A 15883-nucleotide genomic window follows, 5' to 3' on the forward strand; every position below is an offset into this window, starting at 1 on the left:
TGTTGCCCATGCTGGGCACACACAAAAAAAGATGACCCTTTTATAAGAATCATCTTTTAATAATATATAATTATTTTGTTTTGTAACTATTAACTAACATCATAAAGAATTTAAATAATACAAAACCTATTATAGCTGTTGTTATATACATTTGAATTCCTGCAATTTGATTAACTGCATTTCCAAAGCTTTCATATCCTTGCTTTATTAAGTATGCAGACATCTTAGATGATGCTACAATACCTATAGCCATAGGGAATGTAAGTCCAGCAAATCCTGGATGGAAATCAAATGAGAAGAACTTTGGTAATTTAACTAATATAAATAATAATGCGCAAATTACTGCAAAGTATAAATAATACACCATAAATTTATTAGGTGTTTCAATAAAATTAAAGTAACTTACTAAGCAAAGACTTGATGGAGCAAGTACTATAGCTTGAGTATGGAATAATGGAGTATTTAATTCATGCTTACATAATCTATAAATCATAAATGGTATTATTATAGTGAATACTGCAATACCATAGTAAACAACTATTTTACCAATTAAAGGCTCATTCATAACTCCACCAACAACTGTTGAAACCATTATACCATTGTATGTAACAAACCAACTTGGAACGAAAGTTTGAATATTTACACCTTTAACAACATTTCTATATGTAAATACTAAAATATGAATTGCATGTAATATTAAACCTACAAACCATAATGTTTTCCCAAAAACAGGACTAGCATTGTAGAAATAACTACCTAAAATCATAGTTATCATAGTAAATCCAGCATAAAGTGAAGCTGGTACTGTGTTTGAGTATTCCTTAGCACAAGTCTTTGGATATACAACTATCTTTGTAAGATAAGCAAGTAAAACTACAACTGCTACCCATGAAGTTATATGTCTTACCCATGTATACCCCATATTAGAGTAAACAGTTGATAATGTTAATGCCCCAACCATAGTTGGTAAAACTGGAACAGGCATGTTTTCGATCTTTTGTATTAATGATCTGTTATTCATAATTCCTCCTAAAATATTAAAAATAAAATAATTTCTTTATTATATTTTGCTCATTTATTAACATTTAATCATTTGTTAATTTTTTCACTTTAAACTTCACAAAATTCATAAAACATCCGAGCACAATTTAGATTATAATTTTTTTTGTAGACAAAGTATGTGATTTATATCACAATATTGTTAATTTTTTAATTATTTTATTTGATTTTTCAAATTACTTTATTTAAGATATTTGCCTCATCTTCTTTAGCTTGCTTATTTTTTAAATAAATATTATAAAAAAATAATTTACAACAAAAAAAAAATCATATGCGAAATAATACTAATACACATATGATTTTTAAAATTTCAAAATTACTTTCTATGATTTTTCATAATAAAAATATAGTATCAGAAAATTATAAGCTTAATATCTTCTTTCCAGTATCAACTAAAGTTACTTCATCGTTAAGCTTAACCTTTCCACCTTTTAATACTCTAGTGAAAATTCCATTCTTAGGCATTATACATTCACCAACTTGATAGTATATTGCACATTTATCATGACATTCTTTACCTATTTGAGTTACTTCTAATAAAACATTTTCTCCAATAGTTAATCTTTGCCCAACAGGAAGCTTATTTAACTCAAAACCTTCTATTACTAGATTTTCTCCAAAAGCTCCAAAATCAACATTTCCACCTTTATTTCTGAAATCCTCAATCTTTTCTAATGCTAAAAGACTTACTTGTCTATGCCATTTTCCAGCATGAGCATCTCCTTCTATTCCAAACTCTTCTATAAGATTTGCTTCCGGAACCTCATTCTTTAATGTTCCTTTATGTTTACTCGTACATATAGCTATAACTTTTCCCATTTTTCCTATCCTCCAATTTGATTCATAAATTTTAATTCTTTATGCTCACTATCTTCTAAAAATAAATGTTTTTCTGGTTTATCATATATATTGTTATAAATTACTTCTTTAAGTTTCTCATCATTTACGCCTTCTCTAAGTATAGACTTTAAATCTACTCCATAATCAAAATGTAGACATTGCTTTAAAAACCCTTCTGGAGTTAATCTTATTCTGTTACAATCTTCACAAAAGCAATTACTCATTGCACTTATAAATCCAACTTTACCCTTAGCTCCATTAAGTCTTATATAAGTTGCCGGACCTCCAGATTGATTTCTTACTACTTCTTCAAAATCAGAAGCTTTTCTTCTTATAATATTTAACACCTCTTCATTAGCTACGCCCTTATAATTTATTGCAATTCCTATAGGCATAAGTTCTATAAATCTTACATCTATCTCTTTTTCTTTTGTAAGATTTACAAAATCCATAATTTCATCTTTATTTATATCATTAACTATAACTGTGTTTAATTTTACCTTTATTCCTAAAGAAATAGCTTTATCTATAGCAGCTAACACATTATCTACATGCCCTAATCTAGTTAATTTATTAAATCGATCTTCTTTTAATGAATCCAAACTAATATTAACACCTTTAAGACCATTTTTAACTAATTCATCCAATCTATCTGCAAGTAAAATCCCATTAGTAGTTAAATAAATTTCTTCAATGCCCTCAATACTATTTATTTTTCCTATAAGGTCAACTACTCCAGGTCTCACAAGAGGTTCTCCTCCTGTTATTCTTACCTTTTTTATACCTAGTTTTGCACTTTCCTTTACAACTCTATATATTTCATCATCAGTTAACTTCTCATCTTTCTTCAAGAATTTATTGTCCTTTTCATCCATACAATAAACACATCTTAAATTGCAATTATCCGTTACTGATACTCTTAAATAATCTATCTCTCTTCCGAATCTATCTTTCATATTTTAATTATCGAGTAAAGTTTTAATATAGATACTTTATTGCGTATTTAGATATTTATTAAAATATATTATAACTAATTATTTAAAATTTCATTATTTCTTGGTGAATATCTAATACCAACATTTAGCCTTTATTAAAAGTTAAACTCTCCACTCTTTCCTCCTGTTTTTTTAAGCAAATGAGTTCCTTCTATAATCATTCTCTTATCTACAGCTTTACACATATCATAAATAGTTAATGCAGCAACTGTTGCAGCTGTTAATGCTTCCATTTCTACACCTGTCTTATCAACTATTTTTACTGTAGCAGTTATTCCTATATAACTTTCATCTTTATTTATATCAAAATCAACATTACAGCTTGTTATCATTAACGGATGACACATTGGAATTAAGTTTGAAGTTTGTTTACTAGCCATTATCCCTGCTACTCTAGCAACACCTAAAACATCTCCTTTTCCAATCTTTCCAGCTTCAATAAGCTCTAATGTCTCTGCACTTACTTTTATTTTAGATACTGCAACTGCAACTCTAGCAGTTTCCTTTTTCTCAGAAACATCTACCATTCTAGCATTTCCGCTATTATCAAAGTGTGTTAATTTATTATCCATATTGTTACCCCCTATTTTCCAAATGAACAATGTGGGAATGTACAAACTTTACAATCTAAACACAATCCCCCATGACCGTATTCCACTATATCATCTATTGTTAGTCTTTCATCACTTAATACTCTTGGAAGTACTAAATCTAAAACTGTTCTCTTTGAATACATAGCACAACTTGGTACTCCTAGTATTGGAGTATTGCCATGATATGCAAGTAAAAACATAGCTCCTGGTAATACTGGTGATCCATAGGTTACAAGTTCTCCTCCACATTCTTTAATTGCAGTTGGAGTTACATCATCAGGATCTACAGACATTCCTCCTGTACATATAACCATATCCACACCTTCGGCTAAACCTTTTTGAATTTCTTCAATTATTCTTTCTTTTTCATCTGGTAAGATTACTTGCCTTATAACTTCACTTCCATAATAACCTAACTTTTGCTTAATTACAGGTAAAAAAGCATCTTTAATTCTTCCTTTATATACTTCATTTCCCGTAGTTATTAAAAGACATTTTTTAGGTTTAATTTCTGCTACAGTTATTATTTTTTCTTTAATTAAATTTTCAGCTGTTATAATTCTTTCTTCATCTATTATTAACGGAATAACTCTTGTTGCTCCTATTTTTTCACCTTTTTTTATTGGAGTATTATTATGTAGTGTAGACACTATAATTTCTCCAACTGAATTTAATTTAAATAAATTATCCTTATCTATTTTTAAAACTCCATCTCTTGCAGCAAAAAAGTCAACTTTACCCTCTTTTATTTCATCAGATAAACTCACACCTTCACCAACTACTAAATCTGCTATTCTTGTAGCTGCATCATTTTCATGTAACTGACCTTCTACTGGCTCCCAAACATAAACATGTTCTTTTCCTATAGATAATAATTTTTCTATATCTTCTTCTTTTATAATATGACCCTTTTTAAATAATCTTCCTTTAAATTCTCCTGGTATTATTTGTGTTACATCATGAGAAAGTATACTTCCTACAGCATCTTCAACCTTTATCATTTTCATTTTCAAGCCCCTCCTTTATTTTCTAGCACATTCCTTTGCAGTACCTAATAATATATCTATTCCATGCTTTATATCATTCAAGGCAAAATCTAAAGCTTCCTTACACGCCTTAGGACTTCCTGGTAAATTAACTATTAATGTATCTTTTCTTATTCCACTTACTGCTCTTGAGAGCATAGCTCTTTTAGTAATTTGAAGGCTATACCATCTTATAGCTTCACATATGCCTGGAGCTTCTCTCTCAATTACTTGCTTAGTAGCTTCTGGTGTTATATCTCTTTTTGAAAAACCAGTTCCACCTGTACTTAATACTAAATTAACCTTTAGTTCATCACACATATATTTAAATTCGTTAGCTAACATTTCTTTTTCATCAGGTAATATGACTTGTTTAACCACTTTAAATCCAGCAGCCTCTACTATTTCTCTAACTACCTCGCCACTTTTATCTTCTCTTTCACCAGCATATCCTTTATCACTACTTGTAATTATTCCAACTGTATACATTAACGCTCCTCCAATTCACTATATTCTTTTTCTGTATTTATATTCAAAAAATCATCTTCTATAAACTTTGCTTCTTCATTACCTTCAATAATCTTATAATTTAAAGATTTAATTAATAATTGAAGCTTATTGTTATTTTCTTTTATAGCTTCTTCTAAATTTCTAATTATTTTTTTAGAATATATTGAGCATAAAGGTTGTAACCTTTCACTTACTCTAGGTATTAGCACCTCATAGTCGCCACTATAATCTCCTAAAATATTTAAAGTTTTTTCAGTAATAAGTGGCATATCACAAGCTATACACAAAACTTCATCTGTAGTTGAATTTACTAGTGCTGAATGTATTCCACTTAAAGGTCCATTTCCCTTATATATATCTTCAACTACTCTTAGGTTAAATCCTTTATATTCTTCTTTATTATTTGAAATTATAATTATTTCTTTATAATTTTTTCCTGCCTCAATTATATGTTCTATAAATTTCTTTTCTTTATAATTTAATAATGCCTTATTGTTATAATTCATTCTACTGCTTTTTCCACCAGCTAAAATAGCTAAAGTTTTATTTATCATAATATTCTCCTAAAACTTAATTATATCTACTAGTTCTCCCTTTTTAAGCCCTTCATTTCCAGCTTCAACTTCAATCATACAATTAGAGTTTAAGTTAGAACTTAGTATACCATTTCCACTTTTAACTTGAGTTAAATATACATTTTGCACTCCATCTTCAATTACAGCTTTCCCTCTAATAAATCTTCTTTGAGGACTCTTTTTTCTAACTTCATCACATAAAACAGCTTTTTCTCTTTTTATTTCTAAAGTTTCTCTTCCTAATAATTTTTCTAATGTAGTTTTTACAAAAAGTTCAAATCCTGTTAATGCAGCAGTTGGATTTCCTGATAAACTAATTACTACCGCATTATTAACTATGCTACACAACACTGCAGATCCAGGTTTCATCTTAACTTTCCAGAAAAGTCTCTTACCATCAATATTATTAATTGCTTCATTTAATAAATCTTTTTCACCAACCGAAACTCCACCAGTTGTAATAATTAAATCCATATCTGTTGATATTTTTTTTATTTCCGCTCCGATATCTCCTTGAGAATCTTTTATATGATTTATATACTTAACGTCATGTCCAAGTTCCATTACTCTTGAAATAATAGTATATTTATTACTATTAAATATCTTACCTTCTATAAGCTTATTTTCTATATCTATAACTTCATCACCAGTACTTATTAGTGCAATTCTTGGCATTTTATAAACCTTAACTTTATCAATACCTGTACTTGCTATAATACCTATATCAGCAAAATCTAATCTTTTATTCTTTTTTACTAATAAAGTTCCTTTTTGTATATCTTCACCTTTAAAACATATATTTTCATTTTCTTTTAAGGTTTTAGTTAAAGTTATATATCCATCATTGTCTAAAATAACATCCTCTTGCTTAACTACGGCATTTGCACCTTTAGGTATAGGAGCGCCTGTCATTATTCTTATAGCTGTTTTTTCCACTACTTCACTAGTACAAATATCACCTGCAAATACTTTATCTATGACATTTATCTTTTCATTACTATTACTATCATTAGCAATAACCGCATATCCATCCATAGCAGATTTATCAAATGGTGGATTATCTATTTTTGAATAAATATCCTCTGCTAAAACTCTTTTAACAGCCTCAATTAAAGTAACTTCCTCAGCTTCCAGGCCTTTTATATTTTCATTTAATATACTAATAGCCTCTTCTAATGATATGAAAGACTTCATCTACTCACCCCTTCAATATAGTTTGTAATTTATAAATTAATCTCTACCTTAACACTACTAACTTCTAATTATAAAAATAGGCTTATTACTTCATATTTTAGGTATGAGTAATAAGCCTATTTTAAATATAAAGCCGTAAATTTATACGTTATAATTTATTTAGTAAATTATTAAATATATTTAAATCAACTTATTTTCCTTCCCAAAACGTGGAGATAATACCTTTTCAAGTATTACCCTTGAACTTATAAAAGTTCCGGTTAAGCTCCTTAAAATTTCTTTCTTAGGATACTTAACTCTAGAAAATATTTTTTATTGATATTTTTTTAAAATTTAAAATTTTTTTCTTTTTCAATTAAATCTGCCATTGCTTTATAATCTTCTTTAAAAACTATTTTTACATCATCAACATTTAGCTTTTTATCACTTGCAATTGCGATAAGTTTTTCCTTTGGAGTTATTATATTTTTACTTACTCCGTCCCTATAAACTTCAATTTTTCTTAAATCACTTTTTTTATATCCTTCTACTAAAACAATATCTTTATCTAATACCATTTCTATAATATTATTCAGATTTGTTTCTTCTTCTAATTCTTTTATCATTGCTAATCTATTTTTAGATGATATTATAACAGTTTCTGATCCAGCTTCTCTATGCTTATATGTATCTTTTCCTTTTTTATCAATATCAAATCCATGAACATCATGCTTTATAGTCGCTACACTATGCCCTCTTTTTTTTAATTCTTTTATTAATCCTTCAAGTAAAAATGTCTTTCCAACATTAGAACCTGAGCCTACTATATTCACTACCTTTGACATATAATTCATCCCTTATTACAATTTATATAAAAATAATTACTAATATACTTTATTTATCTTAAATAATTATTTTAATTGAAAATTCAAAATTACTTACCATTTGATTATATAATATCTAAGATGTTAATTTTCAATTTTCAATTAAATATTAATTATATAAAAATAATCTTGAAGATTAAACATTAACTTTGCCTAACCTTCATAGATTATTTTTATATTTTCACTTTAATTTTGATTAATTCTATTTATAACTAAATTCAAAGTTCTTCTCTATATTAAAGAAATCTGCATAATCTATATCAAATAGACTCTTAGTTACTTTAGAAACATCAATATTTTCTTTGATAAGTTGAGTTAAAACTCCTGCATAAGATAAATCACCTTGAATTATAGCTCCATAAATTTTCCCATCTTTATGAATTATCTTCTTATAGTTATCAGCATCTACCTTAGTTTCAACAATATATGTTTCATCTGCTGGTTCTACCATACCAAGAGACATAGTAGCTATTCCTACAAAGTTCATTGTATTCTTACTTCCAAAGAAATCTGTCATTATCATTTCTTTTCCTAACATATTGTGTGCAGCAATTATACCTTCCTTTACAGCAGTTGGCCATATTGGATTTCTACCAGTTACATCACCAGCACCATATATGTTTTCTACATTAGTTTTACCTTTTGCATCAATAATTAATCCAAATCTATCACATTCAACATTGCTATTTTCCATAAATGCTACATTTGATCTAACACCAGTTGCAACTACTACTAATTCACATGGAATTTCTTCTCCAGTATTTAATACTAGTGCCTTTGGATTGTTGTTTTCATCTAAAAGTAATCTTTCAGCCTTAACATCTAGCTTTAAAGAAACACCTTCTTCAATAAATTTATTTTCATACACATCTGATGCATGCTTATCTAATTGTAATGGAAGTATTTTATTACTCATTTCAACAAGAGATATATTTAATCCTTGTCCAAGTAATCCACTAACTGCATCTATACCAACAAGACCAGCTCCTAAAACTACTACATTTTTAACTTTAGTTGCTTGCTCTTTTATTAATATAGCATCATCTAAATTTCTAAGTCCAACTACATTATTAGCTTCTCTTAAACCTTCTACTGGAGGAATGAATGCTGATGCTCCACTACATACTAATAATTTATCATAGCTTAAGCTTTCTCCATTAGATAATTCTAAAGTTTGTACATCATCATTAAGAGATTTAACTTCTACACCTTTAATCCAAGTTATGTTGTTATCTTCAAAGAAATTCTTTCCTGTAAAGTTTAACGCTTCAACATCTCTATGATTTGAAATGTAATGATGAAGTATACATCTTGAATATACATTTTCATCCTTAGATACTAAAATAATTTCAGCATCCTTGTCTAATTCTCTTAAAGTTTTTGCTCCACTTATACCTGCCGCAGAGGCTCCTATAACTACATATCTCATTATTCAGTTACCTCCTCTAATGTAATTGCTGCCATTGGACATCTTTCTACACATTGTGCAGTTCCATGTGCTTTACATGCATCACACTTCATTATTTCCTTATGTTTTCTGCTATCAGCCTTTAACACCCCATAAGGACATGCCATTATACACATGTAGCAACTAGCACAATGATCTTTGTTGTATTCAACTAATCCAGTTTCTTTATTCTTACTCATAGCTCCTGTCATACAAGTATAAACACATTCTGGTCTATCACAATGTCTACAAAAAATTGGAGCATATTTTCCAGTACTATCTATAGTAATTCTGCTTCTTGTATCTTCTGAATCGTGAGCTACGATACATGCTGTTGTACAAGTTAAACATCCTACACATTTATCTCTATCTATCTTTATTCTTTTCATCTTTAGACACCCCTTAAGTGAAAATCCAAATTTCATATTTGGTTATTTGAACTTACTCCACATAAAGTGGAGTTTCCTTATTAAAATCCAAATTTCATATTTGGTTATTTGAAGTAACTTTTCATATTCAGTCAAAGTTATAAATTCAATTTAATAAATCAATATTTAGAATCTAATTCAACTTCGCTCCACAACTGTGGAGCTTTATTTTTATTTCTTTATTACATTTACTGCAACAGTTTTGAATGATGGTTCCTTTGAGTATGGATCATAAACTGAAGGTGTAAGTGCATTAGTTTCAATATAGTGAATTGGAGCATATAAATGATCCTTCTTAACGTGATCAGATATTTTTATAGTAAAATCTTTAGTTACTCCATTTTGAGAAGCTATTGAAACTCTTTCATTTTCAACTATATTTAATTCTTTAGCAAGCTCTGGATGCATAAACGCATATGATTCCTTTGAGTAAATTCTTTCTGATTCTTCAATTTCTCTTGATCTAACTTGAGTATGCCATTGACCAACTGTTCCTCTTCCTGAGTTAAAGATATATGGGAACTCTTCACTTGCTTGTGTTGGGTTTTCAGCTATATCTTCAAAGTGGAACTTAGCCTTCTTTGATGGAGTATAGTAGTTACCATCTTCATATAATCTTCTTTCATCATCTACTAAAGTTTCTCCTGCTCTAAATGGCCATTGAACACCTCTTGAACCTTCCATATTTGGTCCTTCAAGCATTTCATAAGTTACACCTGTGATATCACAAGGCATTCCTTTAGAACATTTCTTTAATAATTCAAATACACTTCTTGGAGTTTCCCATCCTTTAAGATTATCTCCCATTCCAAGTTCTTGTCCTATTTTGTAGAATATTTCAAAGTCAGATAATTCTCCTTCTTCTTTAGATATAACTGGATTAACCTTTGATAATCTTCTTTCAGTGTTTATTAAAACACCTTCCTTTTTAATTGCTGGTACTGAAGGTAAGTATAAATCAGCTAATTTAGCACTATCAGTATCTTCATATATATCTTGAACTACGAAGAAATCTAAGTTCTTAACACATTTTTCAAACTCTTCATTGTTTGCCCATGAATGTCTTGGGTTTGTACAAATAACCCATAATCCCTTAATTTCACCTGCAATTGCTTTTTCTATTATTGCATTGTAAGGAATTGTTGGTTTAGTTGCAAGGTAACTTTCATCTACTCCTATTGCTTCTGCAACAGCTTTTCTACGTACTGGATTATCGAAATCTCCACCACCAAATAACCCTGCTGTGTTACTAAATGCTCTTGATCCCATTGCATTACATTGACCTGTAAGTGAGTTCGCACCTGTTCCTGGTCTTCCCATGTTACCTGTAATTAATGCTAAGTTAATTATAGATTGTGCTGTTCTAACTGCTTGGTAACCTTGGTTAATTCCCATTGTCCACCAGAATGAAACTCTTTCTCCAGCATGGATTATTTCAGCAAGTTCTATAACTCTTTCAGCTGAAATTCCTGTTTCAGCTTCAACATTTTCTAATGTAAATTTAGCCACATGATTTTTGAAATCTTCATACCCTTCTGTATGATTTTCAATATAGTTTACATCTATGTATCCTTTTTCTATTAAAACATTAGCTAAAGTATACATTAATACTAAGTCAGCTTTTGGCTTAATATCTATCCATATATCTGAATTCATTGCTGTTTCTGATTTTCTTGGATCTATAGTTATTATTTTAGCTTCTTTATTAGCTTTAATACGTCCCCAGAATACTGGATGAGCTATAACTGGATTACCTCCAATTAATATTATCGTATCTGAAAGCTCAGCATCATTTAAAGTATATGGAGGAGCATCAAATCCAAAACTTTGTTTATGAGCAACTACTGATGTAGCCATACATAATCTTGTATTACCATCACCATTAATTCCCATGTGATTTCTTCCCACATGTCCAAGTAATGCCATATCTTCTGTTGGCATTTGTCCTGTACTAATGAAAGCAACACTTTCTTTTCCATACTTTTCTTGGATAGCTGTCATTTTTTCAGCAAAAGTTTTTATACCTTCTTCCCAAGAAATTTCTTTCATTTCTCCATTTTCATCTCTTAAAAGTGGGCTCTTTCTTGCTTTAATTTTTGTTTGTTGTTTATCTAAGTTTAAACCTTTTATACAACAAAAGCCTTTATTTACAGGATAGTCTACAGTTGGTGAAACTTTAACTATCTTGTCGTTCTCTACATGAAAATCTACATTACATGCTAATGCACATAAATTACAAGTTGATTGAATCTTTTTCATGACCTTCCATCTCCATTTCATTCATAAATAAATTTATACTTAACACTATTTATTAATAGTAATAAGAAATATCTTAAACTACGATTAATATGCGATATTAATTATCAGCACCAATAATTGTCATATATTTAACAATCACACTTAAAAAAATTGCTATTTTTTATTTATATATCTAATATAATTATTGATGGAAAATGGGTAATTAAACTGTAATTATCCATTTCCATCTTAAACTTTTTTTTATTAAGTAAACTTTATTGCTTTAAACTATAAATCATAATTAAATCTAAACTATACGTTTCGGTATTTTATTCCACTCCAATAAACATTATTCATCATTATAGCCTTATCTGAAAGTTCAACACCTTCTAAAGCCCATTTCTTAAACTCTTCAAATCCAGTTCTATCTACAATATATCCGATATGTTCTTTACCACCTGGTGCATTTCTATCTATATATTGTTCAACATACTTATAAGTATTTACTATTATCTTGATTATACTTTCTTCGTCAGCCCAGATTAAGAAATCTTCAGCAAGTCTTGGGTTTTTCTTACCTGTTCTACCCATTATAGCTAATCTATAGTACTTTTCTTTACTTCTAGTCCATGCACCTGTTGGACAGTTGATTACACATTCACCACATCCGATACACTTGCTATGATCTCTTACCGGAGTATAGTTTTCAGCGTGTAATGCTGCTGTAGATTTTTTAGTACATGCTCTAACACATGCCCCACAAGATATACATTTACTTTCATCTAATTGTGGTTCTGTCATACCAATGATACCAAAATCATGCATTCTAACCTTCATACAATCATTAGGACATCCAGTTAAAGCAACTTTGAAGTGTAAATCATTTGGGAATATAGCATTTTCTATTTTCTTTGCAAAATTAGTAGTATTGTAATTTGCAAATGGACAGACATTATTTCCTATACAAGCACTTACGTTTCTTGTACCAGCTGATGTATATCCCTTACCTGGAACTACTTGATTAATTTCTAAACCTTCAATAATTGGTTGAAGTAATTCATTAACCTTGTCCATGTTTCTCATATCTATTCCTGGAACTTCAAAACCTTGTCTTGTAGTTAAATGAACTGTTCCATTACCATACTTTTCAGCTATTTCTTGAATAAGACCTAAATATTTAGCATTTAAGTGTCCACCTGGAACTCTTATTCTTGAAGCTGTAATTCCTCTATGCTTAGTAACTCTGAAAGCATTCTTTTTAAGCTTTTTAGTATTGATATCCATTAATTACTTCCTCCTAATCGATTAAAGATTTTCCTACTGTATAATTAAATACTGGACCATCTAAACAAATGTAAGTGTCATCTATTTTACAGTGTCCACATTTACCTATTCCACAGCACATTTTTCTTTCTTGAGAAATCCAAATATTTTCTTCCTTGATTCCAAGCTTTAAGAATTCTAATACTGTAAATTTCATCATCATTGGAGGCCCAACTACTACTACTTGTACATTTTCCATATCTTTAATTTCAAGTTCAGGAATATATTTAGTAACTAAACCAACTTTACCTTCATAACCTTCTTTTGCAGTATCAACTGTTAAGATAAGATTCATAGTCTTTTCCCAAGTTTTCATGTCTTCTTTAAATAAAACATCTTCTGTTGACTTAAATCCTGATATTAAAGTCATTCCTTTACAATCTTCACTATTTCTTGAGAAATATTCTACTATCCCTCTTACTGGTGAAAGTCCTGTTCCTCCAGCAACAACTATAACTTCTTTATCCTTATAGTTTTCTATATCAAAGCCGTTTCCATAAGGTCCTCTTAAGAATAACTTATCGCCTACATAATTTTTAAATATTTCATTAGTAACCTTACCAACTCTTCTTATTGTTAAGTCAACATATCCTTCACCAATTCCACTTACTGATATTGGGGCTTCCCCATACTTTGGAAGTGATACCTCGAAAAATTGTCCTGGTTTAACATCTCCTGTATAAGCCATTCTGAAAGTATATTCAATTGGAGTATGTTCAATTACTTCTAAAATTTCTGATCTAAATGGTATGTATTCATTTTTAGTCATTATTCTTCACCTCATTCATAGCATCTTCTAACTTGTTTATTATAGTTGAGAAACTAATGTATTCTGGACATATATCATCACATCTACCACATCCTACACACATGTTGTATCCCCATTTTTTCTTATAGTCATAAACTTTATGAAGAGTTTTAAATCTCATCTTTTGTCCTTTTTCTTTTCTAAAGCTATGTCCACCAGCCATATCAGTATATCCATCTACGTGACATGAAGCCCATACTCTTCTTCTTTCACCAGCATTTTTATTATCTTTATATGTTATATCTTGCATTGTGAAGCATGTACATGTTGGACAGACAAAATTACATCTACCACATGTTATACATCTTTCGTTGTATTCATTCCACATTGTAGATTTCATTACTTCTAATCCTAAATTTTCTGGTATATTAACTTTAACCGCATTTTCTGTAACGAATTCTGGAGTTACCTCCTTAGCTTCTTTTTCTATAGAAGCTATAGCACTTTCTATTTCTTCGTCTTTTATATCTAGGTATACTTCATTTCCATCAACTTTTATATATGCATTATATTCATCTGTTTTGTTTGACCCCATACTTACGCAGAAGCAATTATCAAAACTTTTTTCGCATCCCATTACAACAAATTTAGCTTTTTCTCTTAGCTTTTTGTAGTATATATCTTCAAATCCATTTCTTAAGTATATATCATCAATTCTTCTTACAGAATGCATATCACAGCTTCTTAAGAAAATTAAAGCTGGTCTTTCTTCTACTTCTGCTTCTTTGCACTCATCTTCTGTAAAGAAGAATAAAGTTTGTCTTGTAGGTAAAATTGTTTCTTTATATGAAAAACTTGATTTTGCATCAAATTCTATTTCTTCAATTCTTTGAATTTCTCCGTATCTAACTCTATCAGTATCTGAAAAAGTTCCTCCACCAACAAAAACTTTTGGAGCATAGATTTTATATGTTTTGCTTAACTCTTTTAAAGCTAAGTTCATATTATCTAAGTTAAGTTTATATCCCATGTTAAACACCTCTTAGTATATTTTTTATCCTTGCTATTTGTTAATATATTAACACTTTTCATGATATAATTATATTTTTAAATAAAAAAAAATGATGTGACATTCATCACATCATCTTAAAATTTATTATTTCATTTGTTAAAATAAATTTTGCCGCTACATTTTCTATTAAATTTTTTTAATTAATATTTTCTATAAAATAATATGTTCACGTCTATAAAAAATTATCAATAATAACTATTTATGAGTTTTATACGGCAAAAAAATACAAAAGCTATAAATAATGCTATAGCTTCTGTATTTTTTAAATATCTTTAAAAAATCTAATTAATTTTTCTCTATCTGGAATTATTATTTTTTTATTTTTATTTATTATTAACCCCTTATTATTTAATATTTTTAATGCTCTAGAAATAGTTTCACGTGGTGCCCCAAACATATCTGCAAGGTATGTAATTGTAATACTTAAATCTATTAAAGTTCCCTCTTCAACTTCTCTTCCATAATCTCTAGATAATTTCCATAGTTTTGCAGCTACTCTTTTTTCCACTTTAATTGGAATCGAGTTTTTACTTTGTCTATATAATCTTCTTACTTTAATTGCTAATGAATTTATTATTATCTTAGATAACTCAAAGTCATCTTTCATTATGTCAATAAACTTTATCCTATCAAAACAGATTATTTCAGCATTTTCAAAAGCTTCACAGTTAATTGATGAAGGTAAATCATCTATTATTATTTCATTTATAATAGATTCTTTTCCTAATATAAAAATAACTTTTTTTTGTGCAGATTCACTTTGCTTATATAATGCAACCTTACCACTTTTAACTATGTATATACTATTTATTATTTCTTTATCTCTAAATAAGTGTTCGTTCTTTTTTAATTCTCTTATATAGCAAATATCATTTAATCTACTAAGTGTTTCATTATTAACCTTATCGAATAACCCTAATTCTTTAAATATATTAATAGTATCTTTACTAAAAATCATATCTCCTATGTTTTT

The 15883-nt window shown here is 28.9% G+C and carries 16 protein-coding genes and 1 riboswitch; all 16 genes read right to left on the reverse strand.

From position 1 onward, the window contains the following. Positions 1 to 70: 70 nt before the first annotated feature. The 16 genes from HMPREF0216_RS08970 to HMPREF0216_RS09045 all read right to left on the reverse strand — a co-directional run bounded on the left by HMPREF0216_RS08970 (position 71) and on the right by HMPREF0216_RS09045 (position 15868). Entirely contained in the window at positions 71 to 1021 is a 951-nt protein-coding gene (locus HMPREF0216_RS08970) for a TDT family transporter (protein WP_040419555.1), read from the reverse strand. A 398-nt stretch (positions 1022 to 1419) separates the two neighbouring features. Next, on the reverse strand, positions 1420 to 1878 hold the full coding sequence (locus HMPREF0216_RS08975) for an MOSC domain-containing protein (protein ID WP_005213725.1): 459 nt from the start codon (positions 1876 to 1878) through the stop codon (positions 1420 to 1422). A gap of 5 nt (positions 1879 to 1883) precedes the next feature. Then, a complete protein-coding gene (moaA, locus tag HMPREF0216_RS08980) occupies positions 1884 to 2855 on the reverse strand; it encodes a GTP 3',8-cyclase MoaA (protein ID WP_005213726.1) in 972 nt (323 codons plus the stop codon). A gap of 134 nt (positions 2856 to 2989) precedes the next feature. Further along, complete coding sequence (moaC, locus tag HMPREF0216_RS08985) at positions 2990 to 3466, reverse strand: cyclic pyranopterin monophosphate synthase MoaC (RefSeq protein ID WP_040419558.1); 477 nt, start codon at positions 3464 to 3466, stop codon at positions 2990 to 2992. An 11-nt stretch (positions 3467 to 3477) separates the two neighbouring features. Then, complete coding sequence (locus HMPREF0216_RS08990; RefSeq protein WP_005213728.1) at positions 3478 to 4494, reverse strand: molybdopterin-binding protein; 1017 nt, start codon at positions 4492 to 4494, stop codon at positions 3478 to 3480. A gap of 15 nt (positions 4495 to 4509) precedes the next feature. Continuing rightward, positions 4510 to 5001: a MogA/MoaB family molybdenum cofactor biosynthesis protein gene (locus tag HMPREF0216_RS08995; RefSeq protein WP_005213729.1), complete on the reverse strand. Its 492-nt coding sequence runs from the start codon at positions 4999 to 5001 to the stop codon at positions 4510 to 4512. Continuing rightward, on the reverse strand, positions 5001 to 5576 hold the full coding sequence (locus HMPREF0216_RS09000; RefSeq protein ID WP_005213730.1) for a molybdenum cofactor guanylyltransferase: 576 nt from the start codon (positions 5574 to 5576) through the stop codon (positions 5001 to 5003). Before HMPREF0216_RS09000 ends, HMPREF0216_RS08995 begins: the two co-directional genes overlap by 1 nt. A 9-nt stretch (positions 5577 to 5585) precedes the next feature. Then, the gene (locus HMPREF0216_RS09005) at positions 5586 to 6791 is read right to left on the reverse strand and encodes a molybdopterin molybdotransferase MoeA (RefSeq protein ID WP_005213731.1); all 1206 of its coding nucleotides are present in this window, start codon (positions 6789 to 6791) and stop codon (positions 5586 to 5588) included. A 179-nt stretch (positions 6792 to 6970) separates the two neighbouring features. Further along, positions 6971 to 7107: riboswitch (molybdenum cofactor riboswitch) on the reverse strand. Between the two features lie 10 nt (positions 7108 to 7117). Then, positions 7118 to 7615: a molybdopterin-guanine dinucleotide biosynthesis protein B gene (gene mobB / locus HMPREF0216_RS09010; protein WP_040419561.1), complete on the reverse strand. Its 498-nt coding sequence runs from the start codon at positions 7613 to 7615 to the stop codon at positions 7118 to 7120. A gap of 241 nt (positions 7616 to 7856) precedes the next feature. Beyond that, on the reverse strand, positions 7857 to 9083 hold the full coding sequence (locus HMPREF0216_RS09015) for an NAD(P)/FAD-dependent oxidoreductase (RefSeq protein WP_005213733.1): 1227 nt from the start codon (positions 9081 to 9083) through the stop codon (positions 7857 to 7859). Continuing rightward, entirely contained in the window at positions 9083 to 9490 is a 408-nt protein-coding gene (locus HMPREF0216_RS09020) for a 4Fe-4S dicluster domain-containing protein (protein ID WP_040419564.1), read from the reverse strand. Before HMPREF0216_RS09020 ends, HMPREF0216_RS09015 begins: the two co-directional genes overlap by 1 nt. Before the next feature lie 210 nt (positions 9491 to 9700). Beyond that, a complete protein-coding gene (locus HMPREF0216_RS09025) occupies positions 9701 to 11788 on the reverse strand; it encodes a molybdopterin oxidoreductase family protein (RefSeq protein WP_040419567.1) in 2088 nt (695 codons plus the stop codon). Between the two features lie 291 nt (positions 11789 to 12079). Next, positions 12080 to 13051: a sulfite reductase subunit C gene (gene asrC, locus HMPREF0216_RS09030; protein ID WP_005213736.1), complete on the reverse strand. Its 972-nt coding sequence runs from the start codon at positions 13049 to 13051 to the stop codon at positions 12080 to 12082. 13 nt (positions 13052 to 13064) lie between these two features. After that, the gene (gene asrB / locus HMPREF0216_RS09035; protein WP_005213737.1) at positions 13065 to 13859 is read right to left on the reverse strand and encodes an anaerobic sulfite reductase subunit AsrB; all 795 of its coding nucleotides are present in this window, start codon (positions 13857 to 13859) and stop codon (positions 13065 to 13067) included. After that, positions 13852 to 14868 carry an anaerobic sulfite reductase subunit AsrA gene (gene asrA, locus HMPREF0216_RS09040; protein WP_005213738.1) on the reverse strand — a complete coding sequence of 339 codons (1017 nt, stop codon included), beginning with the start codon at positions 14866 to 14868 and terminating at the stop codon, positions 13852 to 13854. Before asrA ends, asrB begins: the two co-directional genes overlap by 8 nt. Before the next feature lie 304 nt (positions 14869 to 15172). Then, the gene (locus HMPREF0216_RS09045; protein WP_005213739.1) at positions 15173 to 15868 is read right to left on the reverse strand and encodes a Crp/Fnr family transcriptional regulator; all 696 of its coding nucleotides are present in this window, start codon (positions 15866 to 15868) and stop codon (positions 15173 to 15175) included. Positions 15869 to 15883: the final 15 nt, after the last annotated feature.

It is taken from the genome of Clostridium celatum DSM 1785 (assembly GCF_000320405.1).
Taxonomy (GTDB): Bacteria; Bacillota; Clostridia; order Clostridiales; family Clostridiaceae; genus Clostridium; species Clostridium celatum.

Bases quoted from the DNA above. Each gene is read 5' to 3' on its own strand.
- HMPREF0216_RS08970 (WP_040419555.1), bottom strand. From the start codon at position 1,021: ATGAATAACAGATCATTAATACAAAAGATCGAAAACATGCCTGTTCCA.
- HMPREF0216_RS08975 (WP_005213725.1), bottom strand. From the start codon at position 1,878: ATGGGAAAAGTTATAGCTATATGTACGAGTAAACATAAAGGAACATTA.
- moaA (WP_005213726.1), bottom strand. From the start codon at position 2,855: ATGAAAGATAGATTCGGAAGAGAGATAGATTATTTAAGAGTATCAGTA.
- moaC (WP_040419558.1), bottom strand. From the start codon at position 3,466: ATGGATAATAAATTAACACACTTTGATAATAGCGGAAATGCTAGAATG.
- HMPREF0216_RS08990 (WP_005213728.1), bottom strand. From the start codon at position 4,494: ATGAAAATGATAAAGGTTGAAGATGCTGTAGGAAGTATACTTTCTCAT.
- HMPREF0216_RS08995 (WP_005213729.1), bottom strand. From the start codon at position 5,001: ATGTATACAGTTGGAATAATTACAAGTAGTGATAAAGGATATGCTGGT.
- HMPREF0216_RS09000 (WP_005213730.1), bottom strand. From the start codon at position 5,576: ATGATAAATAAAACTTTAGCTATTTTAGCTGGTGGAAAAAGCAGTAGA.
- HMPREF0216_RS09005 (WP_005213731.1), bottom strand. From the start codon at position 6,791: ATGAAGTCTTTCATATCATTAGAAGAGGCTATTAGTATATTAAATGAA.
- mobB (WP_040419561.1), bottom strand. From the start codon at position 7,615: ATGTCAAAGGTAGTGAATATAGTAGGCTCAGGTTCTAATGTTGGAAAG.
- HMPREF0216_RS09015 (WP_005213733.1), bottom strand. From the start codon at position 9,083: ATGAGATATGTAGTTATAGGAGCCTCTGCGGCAGGTATAAGTGGAGCA.
- HMPREF0216_RS09020 (WP_040419564.1), bottom strand. From the start codon at position 9,490: ATGAAAAGAATAAAGATAGATAGAGATAAATGTGTAGGATGTTTAACT.
- HMPREF0216_RS09025 (WP_040419567.1), bottom strand. From the start codon at position 11,788: ATGAAAAAGATTCAATCAACTTGTAATTTATGTGCATTAGCATGTAAT.
- asrC (WP_005213736.1), bottom strand. From the start codon at position 13,051: ATGGATATCAATACTAAAAAGCTTAAAAAGAATGCTTTCAGAGTTACT.
- asrB (WP_005213737.1), bottom strand. From the start codon at position 13,859: ATGACTAAAAATGAATACATACCATTTAGATCAGAAATTTTAGAAGTA.
- asrA (WP_005213738.1), bottom strand. From the start codon at position 14,868: ATGGGATATAAACTTAACTTAGATAATATGAACTTAGCTTTAAAAGAG.
- HMPREF0216_RS09045 (WP_005213739.1), bottom strand. From the start codon at position 15,868: ATGATTTTTAGTAAAGATACTATTAATATATTTAAAGAATTAGGGTTA.